Below are 13,910 nucleotides of genomic sequence, written 5' to 3'. Positions count from 1 at the left end.
GCTGAGAGATAGGTGACGAATTGTACCGGAGACATGGGTAACACTTTTCGCTTTTTGCGGGAGGTGTTGATGCCGTGGAGAGAGACTTCGGTGATGGAGGAACGTCTTCGTTTTGTCGCCCGGCTTCTTGAGGGCGAAGGGATGAGCGAGGTGTGCCGGGACTTCGGCATATCCCGCAAGACTGGCTACAAGATCTTCAATCGCTACAGGCAGGACGGCCTGGAGGCGCTGACGGACCGGTCACGCCGTCCGGTGCGCTACGCCAATCAGTTGCCTGATCAGATCGAGGCGATGATCACCGCATCGAAGAAGGACAAGCCGCACTGGGGAGCGCGTAAAATCAGGGAGCTCCTGGTGCGCAAGCTTGCACGAGCAGAGGACTTTGCAAACCATCGACAACCCGTTCGGCACGAGGTTGTCACCCATGTCTTAGGTACACGATGTTACCTATGTCTTCGGTATGGACATTCAAAATTTGGCGCACCCGACAGGATTCGAACCTGTGACCTTTGGAATCGGAATCCAACACTCTATCCAGCTGAGCTACGGGTGCTCCGTCGGCCTGTGCGGCCGAAGCGCTGACGAAGCGGTCATACCCTAGAGTCGGTTCGCCTGCAATCGCGAAAATGAAAAGGCACGGGTCTTCGCCCGCGTCTCCTGCCGCGTCGGGATCGCGCCCTGCGAAGGCGAGGGAGCCCGGTCTCCCCGAACGGAAAAGCGATCTGTGAAAAAGACATACTTTTCCGGAATATATTTGTTTCGCAGTCACTTGGACGGTGAGGCTTGTGCCGCTCAGGTGTTCTTGTACTATGACGCAAGGCTTCGTCGGGAATGCGTGCGGCATCCTCCTGCGGAGCGGAGTGGGGGAGAATGGCGCAAGCATGCCGAAAACAAAAACCGGGGAAACACATCCATCGTCGGCAATCGATTTTTCGATGATGGAAGACGCGGTCGGATACCGTTTGCGCCGGGCGCAACTGGCGGTCTTCCAGCAATTCAACGAGGCGTTCGCCGCCAAGGACCTGCGCCCGACGGACTTTGCCGTTCTCCTGCTTTTGAGCGGCAACCAGGGTCTGAAGCAGAGCGAGGTCGCCGAAGCGCTCGGCATCCAGCGGGCGAATTTCGTCGCGATCGTCGACGGCCTCGAGGGAAAGGGGCTGGTCGAACGCCGGAAGTCGGAGACGGACCGGCGCGTGCAGGCGCTCTACACGACCAGGGCCGGCTGCGACTATCTCAAGGAACTGATGCCGATCTGGGCGGCGCACGAGAAGCGCCTGATCGCGCGGCTCGGCGGCGCCGAAGAGCGGGACCGGCTTATCGATCTGCTGAAGCGCCTCTGCGACTGAGCGGCGTCAGGCGAGCCGGGCGAGCGCCTCGTCGATCAGCAGGTTGGCGATCTTCATCCGCATGTTGGCGGCATCGCGGAAAGCCTCATGAACGCCGTCCGGGTGATTGGCGCGGGCAAACCGGCGCCGCTTTTCGGCAAGCGTCGCGGCGGTGTCGCTCGCCAAAAGCGCCAGATCCTCGGCGATCTCCTGCGGCGAGAGCCGGGCAAGGTGCGCCGGCATGACGGGCGGCTCTTCCGGCGGCGCCGGTTCCGCTGGCGGTACAACGATCTCCGCCTGTCCGTCCTCCGCCATCAGGTCGCGATAGAGGTCTTCCGCCCGCCGGCCGTCCGTTGCGGGCGCGGCGCCGGCCTCGTGAACAAAGCCGGACGAGAGCCCCGAAACGCGGTAGGCGCGCGGCACGTCATCGTCGCCTTCGGCGGCGCGTTCCGCCGCGAGCCGTTCCACCACCGACTGGAAAACCGATCGTCCGAACACCCTGCTCTCCGCCCGAGAAGCCTGTTTCGCGTGGTATTTTAGGCCGTGAGCATGGTGCCGGACTGACCTCGTCAGCCGGGGATCGCGAGACGCACGGCGCCGGTCGTCTGCCCGGCCTCCATGTCGCGGTGGGCTGTCGCGGCCTCGGCAAGCGCGTAAGTGTGGCCGGCGGGGACCTCAAGGCCGTCGCGCAACAAGGCAAACCATTCGCGCGCCGCGGCATGATAGGCTTCACCGTCCTGCGTCAGCGCGAGGATGCTCGGCCGGGTGAAGAAGCGGTTGTTGAGGGCCGCCGGCTCGATCGTCGGCACCGGACCCGCAACCTGACCGACATTGGCGAGCGTTCCGAAGGGCCGCAGGACCTTGAGCGTCCTCGCCGTCGTATCCGCCCCGATGCCGTCGATCGCGAACTCGACGCCACGCCCGCCGGTGAGACGCAGCGTTTCGTCGACGAAGTCGGTCTCTCTGTAGGGTATGGCGTGATCCAGTCCGTGGAAGCGGGCGAGCGCCGCCTTTTCTGGCGAACCGACGGTGCCGATCGTGCGCGCGCCGATCCGTTTTGCCCAGCGCGTGAGGATGAGGCCGAGGCCGCCGGCGGCTGCGTGAATGAGCACGGTATCGCCGGCCTTCACCCGCCCGACGGTGACGAGCAGCATATGGGCGGTCAGGCCCCGCAGCAGCGATCCGGCGACCTTTTCGTCCGGCAGGTCGTCGCCGAGACGAAGGACCCGGCCCCGGGGCAGGGTGCGGACCGTGGCGTAGCTTCCGGCCGGCAGGCCGGCATAGCCAACCCGGTCGCCGACCTTCAGGTCCGTGACGTCTTCCGCGACCGCCTCAACGACGCCAGTGGCCTCGACGCCGGGAACGGCCGGCAAGGGAAGCGGATAGAGGCCGGAACGATGATAGATGTCGACGAAGTTGACGCCCGCCATCGTCTGACGGATCCGGACCTCGCCGGCGGCAGGCGGCATGACCGGCCGTTCGGCGCTTCGAAGAACGTCGGGGGTGCCGGGTTGTGCAAATTCCATGACCAAGTTCATCGTCTGCTCCTGTGTGCTGAAGGTCTGTGTCCTCACGGTCCGGAGCTGTTTTAAAATAGTCGATGAATGTGCAATATTGCAGAAATATGCATGTTGTATGTGGAAATTTGCACAAATGAACTGGGATGATTACCGCATTTTCCTGGTCCTGGCGCGGGCAGGCAGCCTGTCGCGCGCCGCCGATCTCCTGAAGCTCGACCACACGACCGTCGGTCGCCGCGTCGCCGCTCTCGAGGCGGACCTGAATGTCCGGCTCGTTCACCGGCTGCCGCGTTCCGTACATCTGACGGTAGAGGGCGAGCGCCTTGCCGAACTCGGCGGCGACGTCGAGGAAGCCCTGGCCAGGGTCGCGCGGGTGGCAAGCGGCGCCGCCGCGGAAGTTCGCGGCGGCGTCCGCGTTTCGGCGCCACCGTCGCTGACCCTCGCCGTTCTTGCCCCGGAGGCGACAGCGTTTCGCGGGCGTCATCCCGGCATCGTCCTCAGCCTGATCGGGGAAAAGACCTTTGCGAACCTGAACCGTCTGGACGCCGACATCGCGCTTCGGCTCTCGCGGCCGGTATCGCCGGGACTCGTGGTCCGCAAACTCGGGGAGGTGCGGTTCTCCTTCTATGCGGCGGCGTCCTACGACCGGCCGGAGGCGGAGTGGGATTTCATCGGCTATGACGACGGCGAAGAGCCGTTGCCGCAGCAAGCCTGGCTGCAGGCCCAGCTCGGCGGCCGCACCTTCGTCCTGCGCAGCAATGACGCGGCAAGCCAGGCCGCCGCTGCGGCCGGCGGGGCCGGCGTGGCGCTGTTGCCGGACTATGTCGCGCGGATGTACACGTCACTGGTCCGCCTGCCGAGCCGCCTGCAGACGCCCGCGAGGGAGCTGTGGCTCGTGGTGCACGAGGATCTGCGCCACACGCCGCGTATCCGGGCCGTTCTCGACTGGCTTGTCGAGCTCGTCCGCGCCGATCCCGCCTTCGGGAACGTCAGTTCTGGCTCTGGGCCTGCTCCTGGCGCCTGACGACGACGGCGACCGAGAGGTTTTCCCCCGCCGGGCCGATCCGCATGCCGGAGACCGGCGCGGCGTCCGCATAGCAGAGGCCGGAGGCGATCCGTACGTAGCGGGAATCCGGGCAGACGCGGTTTGCGGCATCGAAGCCGACCCAGCCGAGCCCCGGCAGGTGCACTTCCGCCCAGGCGTGGGTCGCCGTCTGCTCCTCCTGTCCGTCCATCATCAGATAGCCGGAGATGTAGCGGGCGGGGATGTCGAGAACCCGCGCCGCGGCGATGAAGATGTGGGCATGGTCCTGGCAGACGCCGTGGCCGGCCTTCAGCGCCTCTTCGGCGGTCGTCTCCGTGCCGGTCATTCCCGGCTGGTAGCTGACGCTGTCGTGGATGGCGTTCATCAGCGCATGCATGCGGGCGAGCGGATCATCCTCCGGCAGGCCGCGGGCCAGGTCGCGCACCAGTCTGCCGGCCTTGGTGCGCGGTGTCTCGCGATTGAAGAGCCAGAGCGGCGCGTCACCGACATGCGGCCCGAAGACACCGGCGCGGTCCTCCGTATCGACCTCTCCCGAGGCGACGATGTGGAGACGGCTGTCGCCGCCCTCTCCGGCGACCAGTTGCACGTGGTTGCCGAAGTGATCGTCGTAGCCGACCTCGACCGCGGCACCGTCGACGGCGACCTGCCAGGAGAGGACCGTCTGGCCGGGCGAGGTCTGCGGAGTGAGCCGCAGCCTTTGCAGCGAGTAGAAGACCGGCTGGTCGTAGCGGTATTCGGTCGTGTGGGTGATCTTCAGCCGCATGGCGTGTTCCATCCGTTCGAATTAGCTGTAGAACCGGTATCCGTCGGATATCTCCCGCCCGAGCTGGCTGTTGCGGGCGATGAAATTGCCGAGGAACTCGTGCAGTCCCTGATCCATGATCTCGGCGACGGAGGTCGAGCGCAGGCACCGGCGCACGTCCTCGGCCGTGTCGTGGGCCGGTAGCCGCTCGCCGTAGTCGCGGGCGATATAGTCGAGATTGCTGGTGATCTTCTCGTAGGAATAGGCGAGCGAACGCGGCATCTGCACGTTGAGGATCAGGAAGTCGGCAATGTTGGCGGCGCGGTGATCGCCGTCGTAGACCCAGCGGTAGGACCGGTGGGCCGAGACCGAGCGCAGGATCGATTCCCACTGCATGTTGTCGAGCGAGGAGCCGACGTGGCTCACTGCCGGCAGCAGCACGTAGTACTTCACGTCGAGGATGCGGCTCGTATTGTCCGCCCGCTCGATGAAGGTGCCGATGCGCGCGAAGTTGTAGATCTCGTTCCTCAGCATCGACCCGTGGAAGGCGCCGCGGATCAGGCCGGTCCGGTTCTTGATCGCGTCGATCGCCTCGGGGAGGTCGGCGGGTTTCAGCCGGCGGGCAAGCGTCTGCCTGAGGCTGATCCAGCACTCGTTGGTCGCCTCCCACGTCTCGCGGGTGAGCGCCGTGCGCACCATGCGGGCATTGTTGCGGGCCGCGTCGATCGAGGCGGCGACGCTCGAGGGATTGGCCGGATCGCGCAGCATGAAATCGATCGCGTCGGCCGCGGTGAGCCTGTCGCGCCCGGCGCCGAAGGCGTCGCGCACGCCGGCGCTGTGCAACACCGCATCCCAGTCCTCCTCCGAGGCGCTGCTGCGGGTGAGCGAAACCCTGAGGCCGGCATCGACGAGGCGGGCGACGTTTTCCGCCCGCTCGATGTAGCGGAACATCCAGTAAAGGCCGTTGGCAGTTCTTCCGAGCATTCCGTCAGTCCTCCAGAACCCAGGTGTCCTTGGTGCCGCCGCCCTGGCTCGAATTGACGACGAGCGATCCCTGTTTCAGGGCCACGCGCGTCAGCCCGCCGGGGATGATCTGCACCTTGTCGGAGACGAGCACGTAGGGCCGCAGGTCGACATGGCGCGGCGCCATGCCCTTGTTGACGAAGATCGGTACCGTGGAAAGCGAAAGCGTCGGCTGGGCGATGTAGTTCGAGGGCTGCGCCTTGAGCTTGGCGGCGAAGGCGGCCCGCTCCTTCCTGGAGGCGGCGGGCCCGACCAGCATACCGTAGCCGCCGGAGCCGTGCACCTCCTTGACGACCAGTTCCTCGAGATGCTCCAGCACGTATTTCAGGCTGTCGGGCTCGGAGCAGCGCCAGGTCGGCACGTTTTCGAGAAGCGCCTTGCGGCCGGTGTAGAACTCGACGATTTCCGGCATGTAGGAATAGATCGCCTTGTCGTCGGCAATCCCGGTGCCGGGCGCGTTGGCGATCGTGATGTTGCCGGCGCGGTAGACGTCCATGATTCCCGCAACCCCGAGGCAGGAGTCCGGCCGGAACGTCAAAGGATCGAGGAAGTCGTCGTCGACGCGGCGATAGAGCACGTCGATCGCCTCGTAGCCGCGGGTGGTGCGCATCTTCACCTTTCCGTCAATGACGCGCAGGTCCGAGCTCTCGACGAGCTCGACGCCCATCATGTCCGCCAGGAAGGAATGCTCGTAATAGGCGGAATTGTAGATGCCCGGCGTGAGGACGGCGACGCGCGGCTTGCCCTTGCATCCGGGCGGGGCGAGCGAGGCGAGGCTCTGGCGCAGCAGGTGCGGGTAGTCCTCGACGCGTCGGACCTTGTTGAGCTGGAAGAGCTCGGGAAACATCTGCATCATGGTTTCCCGGTTTTCCAGCATGTAGCTGACGCCGGAGGGCGTGCGGGCATTGTCCTCCAGCACGTAGAACTGGTCCTCGCCGGTGCGTACGATGTCGGTGCCGACGATGTGGGTGTAGACGCCGCCCGGCGGGCGGAAACCGATCATCTCCGGCAGGAAGGCCTCGTTCCGCTCGATGAGCCGGGCGGGAATGCGGCCGGCGCGAACGATCTCCTGCTTGTGGTAGATGTCGTCGAGAAAGGCGTTGAGCGCCAGCACGCGCTGCTCGATGCCCTGGGCGAGACGGCGCCATTCCCGGCCGGAAATGATGCGCGGAATGATGTCGAAGGGGATCAGTTTCTCCGAGGAATCGGCGTGGCCGTAGACGGCGAAGGTGATGCCGGTCTTGCGGAAGATGTTCTCCGCGTCCCTGGACTTCGCCACCAGCCTTACGGGATCCTGTCCGGAGTACCACTCGTGGTAGGTCCGGTACGGCGTCCGCGGATCCTTGTCCGCGGTCAGCATTTCATCGAACGTCAATGCGCCCCCCTTTGTCGTTCTTCGTTCCGCAACAGCATCTTCAACGATGCAAGAAGCGTGCACAATCGGGAATACCTACTTTTTTCGGTGGTCGTTCTCCTTTCGCTGCGCGACATCGCTTGCGCTTTTTCGGCGAATATTCAGGGCAGGCGCCGGGATGCGGGCGGCGCGACGAACGGTTGCGGCCTGGATCTGCTCTCGGCTGCCTGAAATTTGGGCATTGGCGAGTGCGTAACTTTTGGGCATCTCTGCCGATTAGCGGAATTGATGACAGCGATCAACAAAACTCCGTTGAGCTTGCCCCTCCCGCCCGCTAACCCGTAATCTCCCGATCCGGAGAGACCCGTGACACTTGCCCGCCTTGCGCCCATCCTCTTCGTGTTTCTCTGGTCGACGGGCTGGGTGGTCGCGAAGTTCGCCGACCGGTTTGCCGATCCGCTGACATTTCTCGCATTGCGCTACGCCGTGGCGGCGGCGCTGTTCTACATCGTCTGCCGTTCGACCGGCGCGGCATGGCCGAAGAGGCCGGAGGCATTCTTCCATGCCCTGGTTTCCGGAATTCTTCTTCACGGTCTCTATCTCGGCGCTTTGTGGTGGGCGATCGGGCAGGGCGTCCCGGCAGCGCTCTCGGGTATCATCGCCGGACTGCAGCCGCTGATGACCGGCATCGCGGCGACCCGCCTGGTCGGCGAACGGCTCAGCCCGTCGCAGCGGCTGGGGCTGCTGCTCGGCTTCGTTGGCATCGCGATCGCCGTGCTGCCGAAGGTCTTCGCCGTCGACGCCTCTGCCATTCCCGCTTTTGCGGTCGTGGTCAACATCATCGGCATGGCCTTCGTCAGCGGTGGCACGATCTACCAGAAGCGCTACCTGCACGAAGGCGACATCCGCACGGTCGCCACGCTGCAATATGTCGGCGCGCTTGCCGTCACACTGCCCGCCGCCTACCTGATCGAGGACATGCGGGTCGAATGGGGCCTCGGTCTCTTTGCGACGCTCGGCTGGTCGGTGCTCGGAATCTCGATGGGAGCTGTGATGCTGCTCCTCTACCTGATCCGCCGCGGGGACGTGTCGAAAGCCGCCTCGCTCATCTATCTCGTCCCGCCGCTTGCCGCCGTCGAGGCGGCGATCGCCTTCGGTGAACAATTGACCGTCTGGATGATGACCGGAACGGCGCTCGCCGTCGCCGGCGTCTACCTCACCAACCGCAAGGCCGTGCCGAAAGGGGCGTGAACCTGCCCAAACGAAAATGGCGCGGCCGAAGCCACGCCATTCAACTTTTCTTGCTCGTAGCGGAGCATCACGCCTCGCGGCGGCGTCCACCGGCGTTGCCGGAGCGTGCGGGACGGCCCTGGCCGAAGCCGTTGCCCGGGCGGTTGCCGCCCTTGCGGTGGCCCGGCTTGCCGGCGGGGCGACCGTCGGCCTTGGCGCCGCCTTCGGACTTGCCGCGACCCTGGCCGCCCTGGTGGTTGCGGTTGTTGCCACCGCCACCGGCGCCGCCACGGCGCTGCGGACGGACGGGCCGGGAAAGGTTCGCCGGCGGTTCACCCGAGGCGACGGCGATCTCGATGCCCATCAGCTTTTCGATGTCGCGCAGCAGGCGGCCTTCATCCGGGCCACAAAACGCGATGGCGATGCCGTCGCGGCCGGCACGTGCGGTACGGCCGATGCGGTGGACGTAGGCGTCCGGGACTTCCGGAAGATCGTAGTTGAAGACGTGGCTGACAGCCGGGATGTCGATGCCGCGGGCGGCAACGTCGGTGGCGATCAGCGTCTTGATCTCGCCGTCGCGGAAGCCCTTCAGCGCCCGCTCGCGCTGACCCTGGCTCTTGTTGCCGTGGATCGAGGCGACCGAATAGCCGGTGATGTCGAGGTGCTTCATCAGCTTTTCCGCACCGTGCTTGGTGCGCAGGAAGACGATGGAGCGGCCGTCCGGATTTTCCGTCAGGATCTTCTTCAGCATCTCGGTCTTGGCGTTCTGCCCGGCGACGAAATGGACGTGCTGTTCGATCTTGTCGGCAGCCTTCCCGGGCGGGGTCACTTCGACCTTGGCCGGGTTCGAGAGGAACTGGGCGGAGAGGTCGGCGATCGTCTTCGGCATGGTGGCCGAGAACAGGAGCGTCTGGCGCTTCGTCGGAACCATCTTGGCGATCTTGCGAAGATCATGGATGAAGCCGAGGTCGAGCATCTGGTCGGCCTCGTCGAGGACGAGGTGCGTGACGTGACGCAGCGTCACGGCTTCGCGGCTGATCAGGTCAAGCAGGCGGCCGGGGGTGGCGACGAGGATGTCGGTGCCGCGCTCCAGCTGGAACTGCTGCTTGTTGATCGAGGCGCCGCCGACGACCTGGATGATCTTGAGCGGAAGCTTCTGGCAGAAGGCGCGCAGGTTGTCGCCGATCTGGTTCACCAGTTCGCGGGTCGGTGCGAGGATGAGAACGCGGGTGGAGCGGCTCTGGGGACGAGCTTCGCTCGCCATCAGCGCCTCGATGATCGGCAGGCCGAAGGCGGCCGTCTTGCCGGTGCCGGTCTGGGCGAGGCCGATCAGGTCGCGGCCTTCCATGACGATCGGGATGGCCTGGGCCTGGATGGGGGTGGGCGTCTCGAAGCCGAGATGGCCGAGGGTCTTCACGATTTTCTTGGACAAGCCAAGGTCGTCGAAAGTGGTCAAAGCATTTGCCTTTCGGGGGCGCCAAAAACCATTCGTCCGGATCGCGGGTTTGCGAACCGGTTGGCATTGGCGTCAAGAACCCCGCGTGATTTGGGAACTTGTAAGTTGGAAGAACTTTCCAGCGCATCGGCGATGGTGATCGCCGCATTCTCTCTGCGCCTTGCCTTCTTCGCGTCTCAGATGTCGCTGGGCTCGCTCACGCGGCGGCCGGAAGGTGAAAGCACACCGGATGTGGGGCCTGCGGTCAGGAAAGTCAAGCAGTTATTTTGCAGCGCAGCGTGCCGGACCGAAGCCGAGCGTCACCCGCAGCCCGCCTTCCTCACGGTTTTCGATGAGCAAATCGATCTCGTAGGCGGTCGCGATATCGCGGACGATGGCCAGTCCGAGGCCCGTACCCGGCTTCTGCGTGTCGAGCCGCATCCCACGTTCCGTCATCAGGCTTATGCCTTCTGCGTCGGCCCCGGGACCGTCGTCCTCCACGATGAGCATGAGCTTGCCGCCCGTCTCGACGTGACGGATCGAGACCCAGTTGCGGCTCCATTTCGATGCATTCTCGAGGATGTTGCCGATCAGTTCGTGCAGGTCATGCGGGTCGACGTCGAGCACGACGTCCGGCGGTATCGAGATTCTCCAGTCGAGGTGCTCGCCGAGCGGTGTCCGTTTCAACGTTCTCACGATGGTCTGGACGGTGTTGCGGAGATCGGAGACGGAACGATGCAGCTCCGCATTGACGGCGAGGCGACTGCGGGTCAGTTCGCGGTCGACGTGGGCCTGCATGACGGTCGCGATGTGCGCGAGTTCGTGGGCGAGCTCGGTTTCACCCTTTTCACGCAGGGTTTCGGCATCGTTTGCGAGAATGGTGAGCGGGGTCTTCAATCCATGCGCGAGATCACCGGCGGCGGCGCGTGCCCGCGTGAGGATATCGGACTGCGAATCGAGCAGCCGGTTGACCGCTTCGACGACGGGGCGAAGCTCCTCCGGAAACCGGCCCGTCAGCCGGTCGGCCTTGCGCTCCCGGATACGGTTCAACCCTTCGCTGACGGAAGAGATCGGACGCAGGCCGTAGGTGAGCTGAGCAAGCGAGGCGGCGATCAGGAAGATTGCGAGCGCTGCCGCGTAGGGCAGCATGTCGCGGGCGAACTCGCCGCCGGCCTTCGCGACCACCGCGGCGTCGATCGCGGCGGCAATCCGGATCTCGCGTTCTCCTTCCGGTGCCGTCAGGATCACCTTGCGCTCCTGGACAATGAGATCCGATTCATCCGGCCCCCTCAGGTGATACCTGTGGATCTCTCCGCTTTCGTGGACATCGACCGGAAGGGCCAGCACGTAGTCCCACAGCGAAGGCGAGCGTAGCGTCTGCTTGCGAATGTCATCCTCCGCCTGCCAGTAGAGCCCGCCATAGGGCATCTGGAAGCGGAGGTCGGTCGGGGTCTTGGGCAGCGCCAGATTGCCTTCCCCGGTCACCCGCAGGGCGCCGGCGATGTTGTTGATGTGGTTGGTCAGTTCCTGATCGACGCGTCGCTCCAGATTGCTCCTGAAGAGTTCGATGAAGGCGAGGCTCGCCATCGTCAGGGCCAGCAGCACGCTGGCAACCGAGACGAGAAAGAAGCGGCTGCGGATGGAATGCATCAGCCGTCATCTCCGGCGATGCGATAGCCGTAGCCGCGCCTGGTCTCGATGATTTCGCGTCCGAGCTTGCGGCGCAGGCGGCCGATCAACACCTCGACCGAATTGCTCTCCCGTTCGAAGTCCTGTGCGTAGAGCTGTTCGGTGAGCTCCGCCTGCGAGACGTTGCGCTGGCGGTTGTGCGCCAGATGGACCAGACAGCGATATTCGAGCGGCGTCAGGCTCACCGGCAGTCCGTCGCGCTTGACAGACTTGGTCCTCGGATCGATCTCGATGCTGCCGATGAGCATGACCGGTGTCGACTGACCGCAACTGCGGCGAATGATGGCGCGCAGGCGTGCAAGAAGCTCCGGGATCTGGAAGGGCTTGGTGAGGTAGTCGTCGGCGCCGGCGTCGATGCCTTCGACACGCTCCTGCCAGTTGCCTCGGGCGGTGAGGATCAGGACGGGCATTGCCCGTCCACCGCTTCGCCAGCGCTTGAGGACCGAAAGCCCGTCCATGCCGGGCAGGCCGAGGTCGAGCACCACGGCGGCGAACTCCTCCGAATCGCCGGTGAACCAGCCGCATTCGCCGTCGGTTTCATGGGTCACGACGAAACCTTCGCGCTCCAGATGGGCGATCACGTTCCGGGCGATGAGCCGGTCATCTTCGACAAGCAGGAGACGCATCAGTTATTCTCGATCTGCAGGATACTGCCGGTCGCGGCGTCTATATTGACTTCGACGACCCGACCGTTCGGTTTCAGCACGCGGAACTCGTACACGGGGCGCCGGCCCCGGCGGAGGAGCTCGACGGATACGATGTCGCCGCTGACACGCTGGCGGAGAATCTTCTGGAGCGTCGCCAGAGACTTCATCTTGCCGAGGGCGACCGCCTTCTGGATACGATCGCGGCTGTCGTCGCGGTCACCGGACGAGGAGCTGCCGCCGCTTCTGCCGCTCGAGCTACCGCCGCCGCTACTACCACCACCACCACTACCGCCGTCGCCGCCGTCATCACCGCCGCCGTCGTCGTGTCCGCCGTCGCCAGAATCGCTGTCTGAACTCTCGTGCCCATCATCGTGACCGTCGTCGTCCGCATACACATGCGGAGTCGTCGCCAGCAGAACCGTGACGACCAGCCCCGCGAGCGAGAGTCGCGACAGCCAGTCTCCAAGTCTCTTACTCATGGGAGCGATGTAACACCGTGAAGCTGACATTTCACTGACAATCTCTGTCAGTTATCGATCAGCATCGGTCGACTAGGTTCCGCATCAACGGTCGGCGGCAATGGTGCTGCGGCCGGTTGCAAAAGGATGTTCCCATGAAAAAGACCTTTATCGCTTCGATCTTCGCTCTTTCCGCCCTCGGCGCTGTCGCTCACGCGGAAGAAAGCACCTCCTGCGACGTTGCGAAGGACAAGTGGATGGCCGAGGACGCCCTGAAGGCGAAGCTGACCGGCGAAGGCATGGAAGTCCGCAAGATCAAGGTCGAGAACGGCTGCTACGAAGTCTACGGCATCGACTCGAAGGGCGGCAAGGTCGAAGCGCTCTACAACCCGGAAACCGGTGAGCAGGCCGGCACTGCCGGAGCCGACTGATGAACGAAGCCGTGCGGAAAATGCCCGGCACCGCTTCCGGCCGCGAATCGCGGCCGGGGGTTGTGAAAGTCTGGGACCCGCTGGTGCGGTTGTTCCACTGGTCGCTGGTCGGCTTCTTCGCCTTTTCGTACCTGACCGGGGACGAGTGGAAATCGGCCCACATCATTTCCGGTTACGTGATCGCCGGACTGATCGCGTTCAGGGTGCTGTGGGGGCTCTTCGGTAGCCACCATGCCCGGTTTTCGAGCTTCGTCTACAGCCCGCTCACGGTCCTGTCGTTCCTTCTCGATACCGCCCGCATGCGTGCCAAGCGCTACATCGGCCACAATCCGGCCGGCGGCGCGATGGTGGTGGCTCTTCTCCTGATGATCGCGGGGATTGCCACGAGCGGCTACATGATGACCACCGACACCTTCTGGGGCGTCGAGTGGGTAGAGGAAGCGCACGAGACGTTCGTCTATGCGACGCTCGCGCTGGTCGCTCTCCACATCTGCGGCGTCGTTCTCGCCAGTCTGGAGCACAAGGAAAACCTCGTGCGCGCCATGATCACCGGCTGGAAAAGAGCCGAATGAAAGAAGACCGGCGGCAGGCCTTCGCCTGGCGCCGGATGTTCTTTTCCGGAGTTCAGACCTCGGAAAAATGCCCCATCAGATTGATTCCGGCGACGTGCGCCATGAACGGCGCGAAGGCCGGATCGCTCTCGAACTTCTTTGCCGCCGATTTCGCCTCTTCGAGCGAACGCCATGTCACCATGTCGGCGAGCTTGGCGCTGCCGTCGGCGGCGGCGAGCGTCGTCCAGCCGAGATAGCCGGGAAAGGTGGAGAGAACCGCCTTGATGCTTTCCCGCGCCGCGATCGCGCTCTCCCGGTCCGCGACGTCGTAGACCACCAGTTCGTATGCCTTTTCCATGTCGTGCTCCTTGTCTTGACTGCCGGCCGGTTGACCGGATGGCGAGGTTTAAGCACAGTGCTGCTGACAGCCTTGTGGCCACAATCGCTCAGCTGAGTACCG

15 protein-coding genes, 1 tRNA gene and 1 pseudogene are annotated in these 13,910 nt (G+C 64.5%); 6 read left to right on the top strand and 11 right to left on the bottom strand.

Features of this window, described 5'->3' with window-relative positions; genetic code table 11:
* Positions 1 to 33: 33 nt before the first annotated feature.
* A pseudogene (locus tag NHF53_RS24090) lies at positions 34 to 351 on the top strand (helix-turn-helix domain-containing protein); the annotation flags it as partial.
* A 125-nt stretch (positions 352 to 476) separates the two neighbouring features.
* Here the strand turns inward: NHF53_RS24090 and NHF53_RS13850 are convergent.
* A tRNA-Arg gene (locus NHF53_RS13850) sits at positions 477 to 553 on the bottom strand.
* A gap of 328 nt (positions 554 to 881) precedes the next feature.
* On the opposite strand from NHF53_RS13850, the gene NHF53_RS13845 reads away from it, so the two are divergent.
* Complete coding sequence (locus NHF53_RS13845; RefSeq protein WP_252834666.1) at positions 882 to 1,346, top strand: MarR family winged helix-turn-helix transcriptional regulator; 465 nt, start codon at positions 882 to 884, stop codon at positions 1,344 to 1,346.
* Between the two features lie 6 nt (positions 1,347 to 1,352).
* On the opposite strand, the gene NHF53_RS13840 is transcribed toward NHF53_RS13845, so the two are convergent.
* Together NHF53_RS13840 and NHF53_RS13835 are read right to left on the bottom strand one after the other, a co-directional pair.
* Positions 1,353 to 1,823 carry a hypothetical protein gene (locus NHF53_RS13840; protein ID WP_252834665.1) on the bottom strand — a complete coding sequence of 157 codons (471 nt, stop codon included), beginning with the start codon at positions 1,821 to 1,823 and terminating at the stop codon, positions 1,353 to 1,355.
* A gap of 71 nt (positions 1,824 to 1,894) precedes the next feature.
* Positions 1,895 to 2,863, bottom strand: a complete 969-nt coding sequence (locus NHF53_RS13835; RefSeq protein ID WP_252834664.1) for a quinone oxidoreductase — start codon at positions 2,861 to 2,863, stop codon at positions 1,895 to 1,897.
* A 115-nt stretch (positions 2,864 to 2,978) separates the two neighbouring features.
* On the opposite strand from NHF53_RS13835, the gene NHF53_RS13830 reads away from it, so the two are divergent.
* Positions 2,979 to 3,869, top strand: a complete 891-nt coding sequence (locus NHF53_RS13830) for a LysR family transcriptional regulator (RefSeq protein WP_252834663.1) — start codon at positions 2,979 to 2,981, stop codon at positions 3,867 to 3,869.
* On the opposite strand, the gene NHF53_RS13825 is transcribed toward NHF53_RS13830, so the two are convergent.
* From NHF53_RS13825 to NHF53_RS13815, 3 genes are read right to left on the bottom strand one after another with little or no spacing between them, the layout of a single operon-like run.
* Positions 3,835 to 4,653: a transglutaminase family protein gene (locus NHF53_RS13825; RefSeq protein WP_252834662.1), complete on the bottom strand. Its 819-nt coding sequence runs from the start codon at positions 4,651 to 4,653 to the stop codon at positions 3,835 to 3,837. The genes NHF53_RS13830 and NHF53_RS13825 overlap by 35 nt on opposite strands.
* Before the next feature lie 21 nt (positions 4,654 to 4,674).
* On the bottom strand, positions 4,675 to 5,616 hold the full coding sequence (locus tag NHF53_RS13820) for an alpha-E domain-containing protein (RefSeq protein WP_252834661.1): 942 nt from the start codon (positions 5,614 to 5,616) through the stop codon (positions 4,675 to 4,677).
* Positions 5,617 to 5,620: 4 nt separating this feature from the next.
* Positions 5,621 to 7,030: a circularly permuted type 2 ATP-grasp protein gene (locus NHF53_RS13815; protein WP_114361214.1), complete on the bottom strand. Its 1,410-nt coding sequence runs from the start codon at positions 7,028 to 7,030 to the stop codon at positions 5,621 to 5,623.
* Between the two features lie 345 nt (positions 7,031 to 7,375).
* Between NHF53_RS13815 and NHF53_RS13810 the strand changes: the two genes are divergently transcribed.
* Positions 7,376 to 8,260: a DMT family transporter gene (locus NHF53_RS13810; protein WP_252834660.1), complete on the top strand. Its 885-nt coding sequence runs from the start codon at positions 7,376 to 7,378 to the stop codon at positions 8,258 to 8,260.
* Between the two features lie 67 nt (positions 8,261 to 8,327).
* Here NHF53_RS13810 and NHF53_RS13805 read toward each other — a convergent pair whose 3' ends face one another.
* The 4 genes from NHF53_RS13805 to NHF53_RS13790 all read right to left on the bottom strand — a co-directional run bounded on the left by NHF53_RS13805 (position 8,328) and on the right by NHF53_RS13790 (position 12,489).
* Entirely contained in the window at positions 8,328 to 9,695 is a 1,368-nt protein-coding gene (locus NHF53_RS13805; RefSeq protein ID WP_252834659.1) for a DEAD/DEAH box helicase, read from the bottom strand.
* A 261-nt stretch (positions 9,696 to 9,956) separates the two neighbouring features.
* Complete coding sequence (locus tag NHF53_RS13800) at positions 9,957 to 11,324, bottom strand: sensor histidine kinase (protein WP_252834658.1); 1,368 nt, start codon at positions 11,322 to 11,324, stop codon at positions 9,957 to 9,959.
* A complete protein-coding gene (locus NHF53_RS13795; protein ID WP_114361218.1) occupies positions 11,324 to 11,989 on the bottom strand; it encodes a response regulator transcription factor in 666 nt (221 codons plus the stop codon). The genes NHF53_RS13800 and NHF53_RS13795 overlap by 1 nt, the downstream gene beginning before the upstream one ends.
* Positions 11,989 to 12,489, bottom strand: a complete 501-nt coding sequence (locus tag NHF53_RS13790) for a PepSY domain-containing protein (protein ID WP_252834657.1) — start codon at positions 12,487 to 12,489, stop codon at positions 11,989 to 11,991. Before NHF53_RS13790 ends, NHF53_RS13795 begins: the two co-directional genes overlap by 1 nt.
* A 134-nt stretch (positions 12,490 to 12,623) precedes the next feature.
* On the opposite strand from NHF53_RS13790, the gene NHF53_RS13785 reads away from it, so the two are divergent.
* Both NHF53_RS13785 and NHF53_RS13780 read left to right on the top strand, forming a co-directional pair.
* Positions 12,624 to 12,899, top strand: a complete 276-nt coding sequence (locus NHF53_RS13785; protein WP_252834656.1) for a PepSY domain-containing protein — start codon at positions 12,624 to 12,626, stop codon at positions 12,897 to 12,899.
* Positions 12,899 to 13,471, top strand: coding sequence for a cytochrome b/b6 domain-containing protein (locus NHF53_RS13780; RefSeq protein WP_252834655.1), 573 nt, complete (start codon positions 12,899 to 12,901; stop codon positions 13,469 to 13,471). The genes NHF53_RS13785 and NHF53_RS13780 overlap by 1 nt, the downstream gene beginning before the upstream one ends.
* A 52-nt stretch (positions 13,472 to 13,523) precedes the next feature.
* On the opposite strand, the gene NHF53_RS13775 is transcribed toward NHF53_RS13780, so the two are convergent.
* Positions 13,524 to 13,808, bottom strand: a complete 285-nt coding sequence (locus tag NHF53_RS13775; protein ID WP_114361222.1) for a hypothetical protein — start codon at positions 13,806 to 13,808, stop codon at positions 13,524 to 13,526.
* Between the last annotated feature and the right edge of the window lie 102 nt (positions 13,809 to 13,910).

The organism is Ciceribacter sp. RN22, from assembly GCF_024054295.1.
Classification (GTDB): domain Bacteria; phylum Pseudomonadota; class Alphaproteobacteria; order Rhizobiales; family Rhizobiaceae; genus Allorhizobium; species Allorhizobium lividum.
The sequence above is the reverse complement of the archived record's forward strand: the minus strand, read 5'-3'. Positions and strand labels throughout refer to the sequence as shown.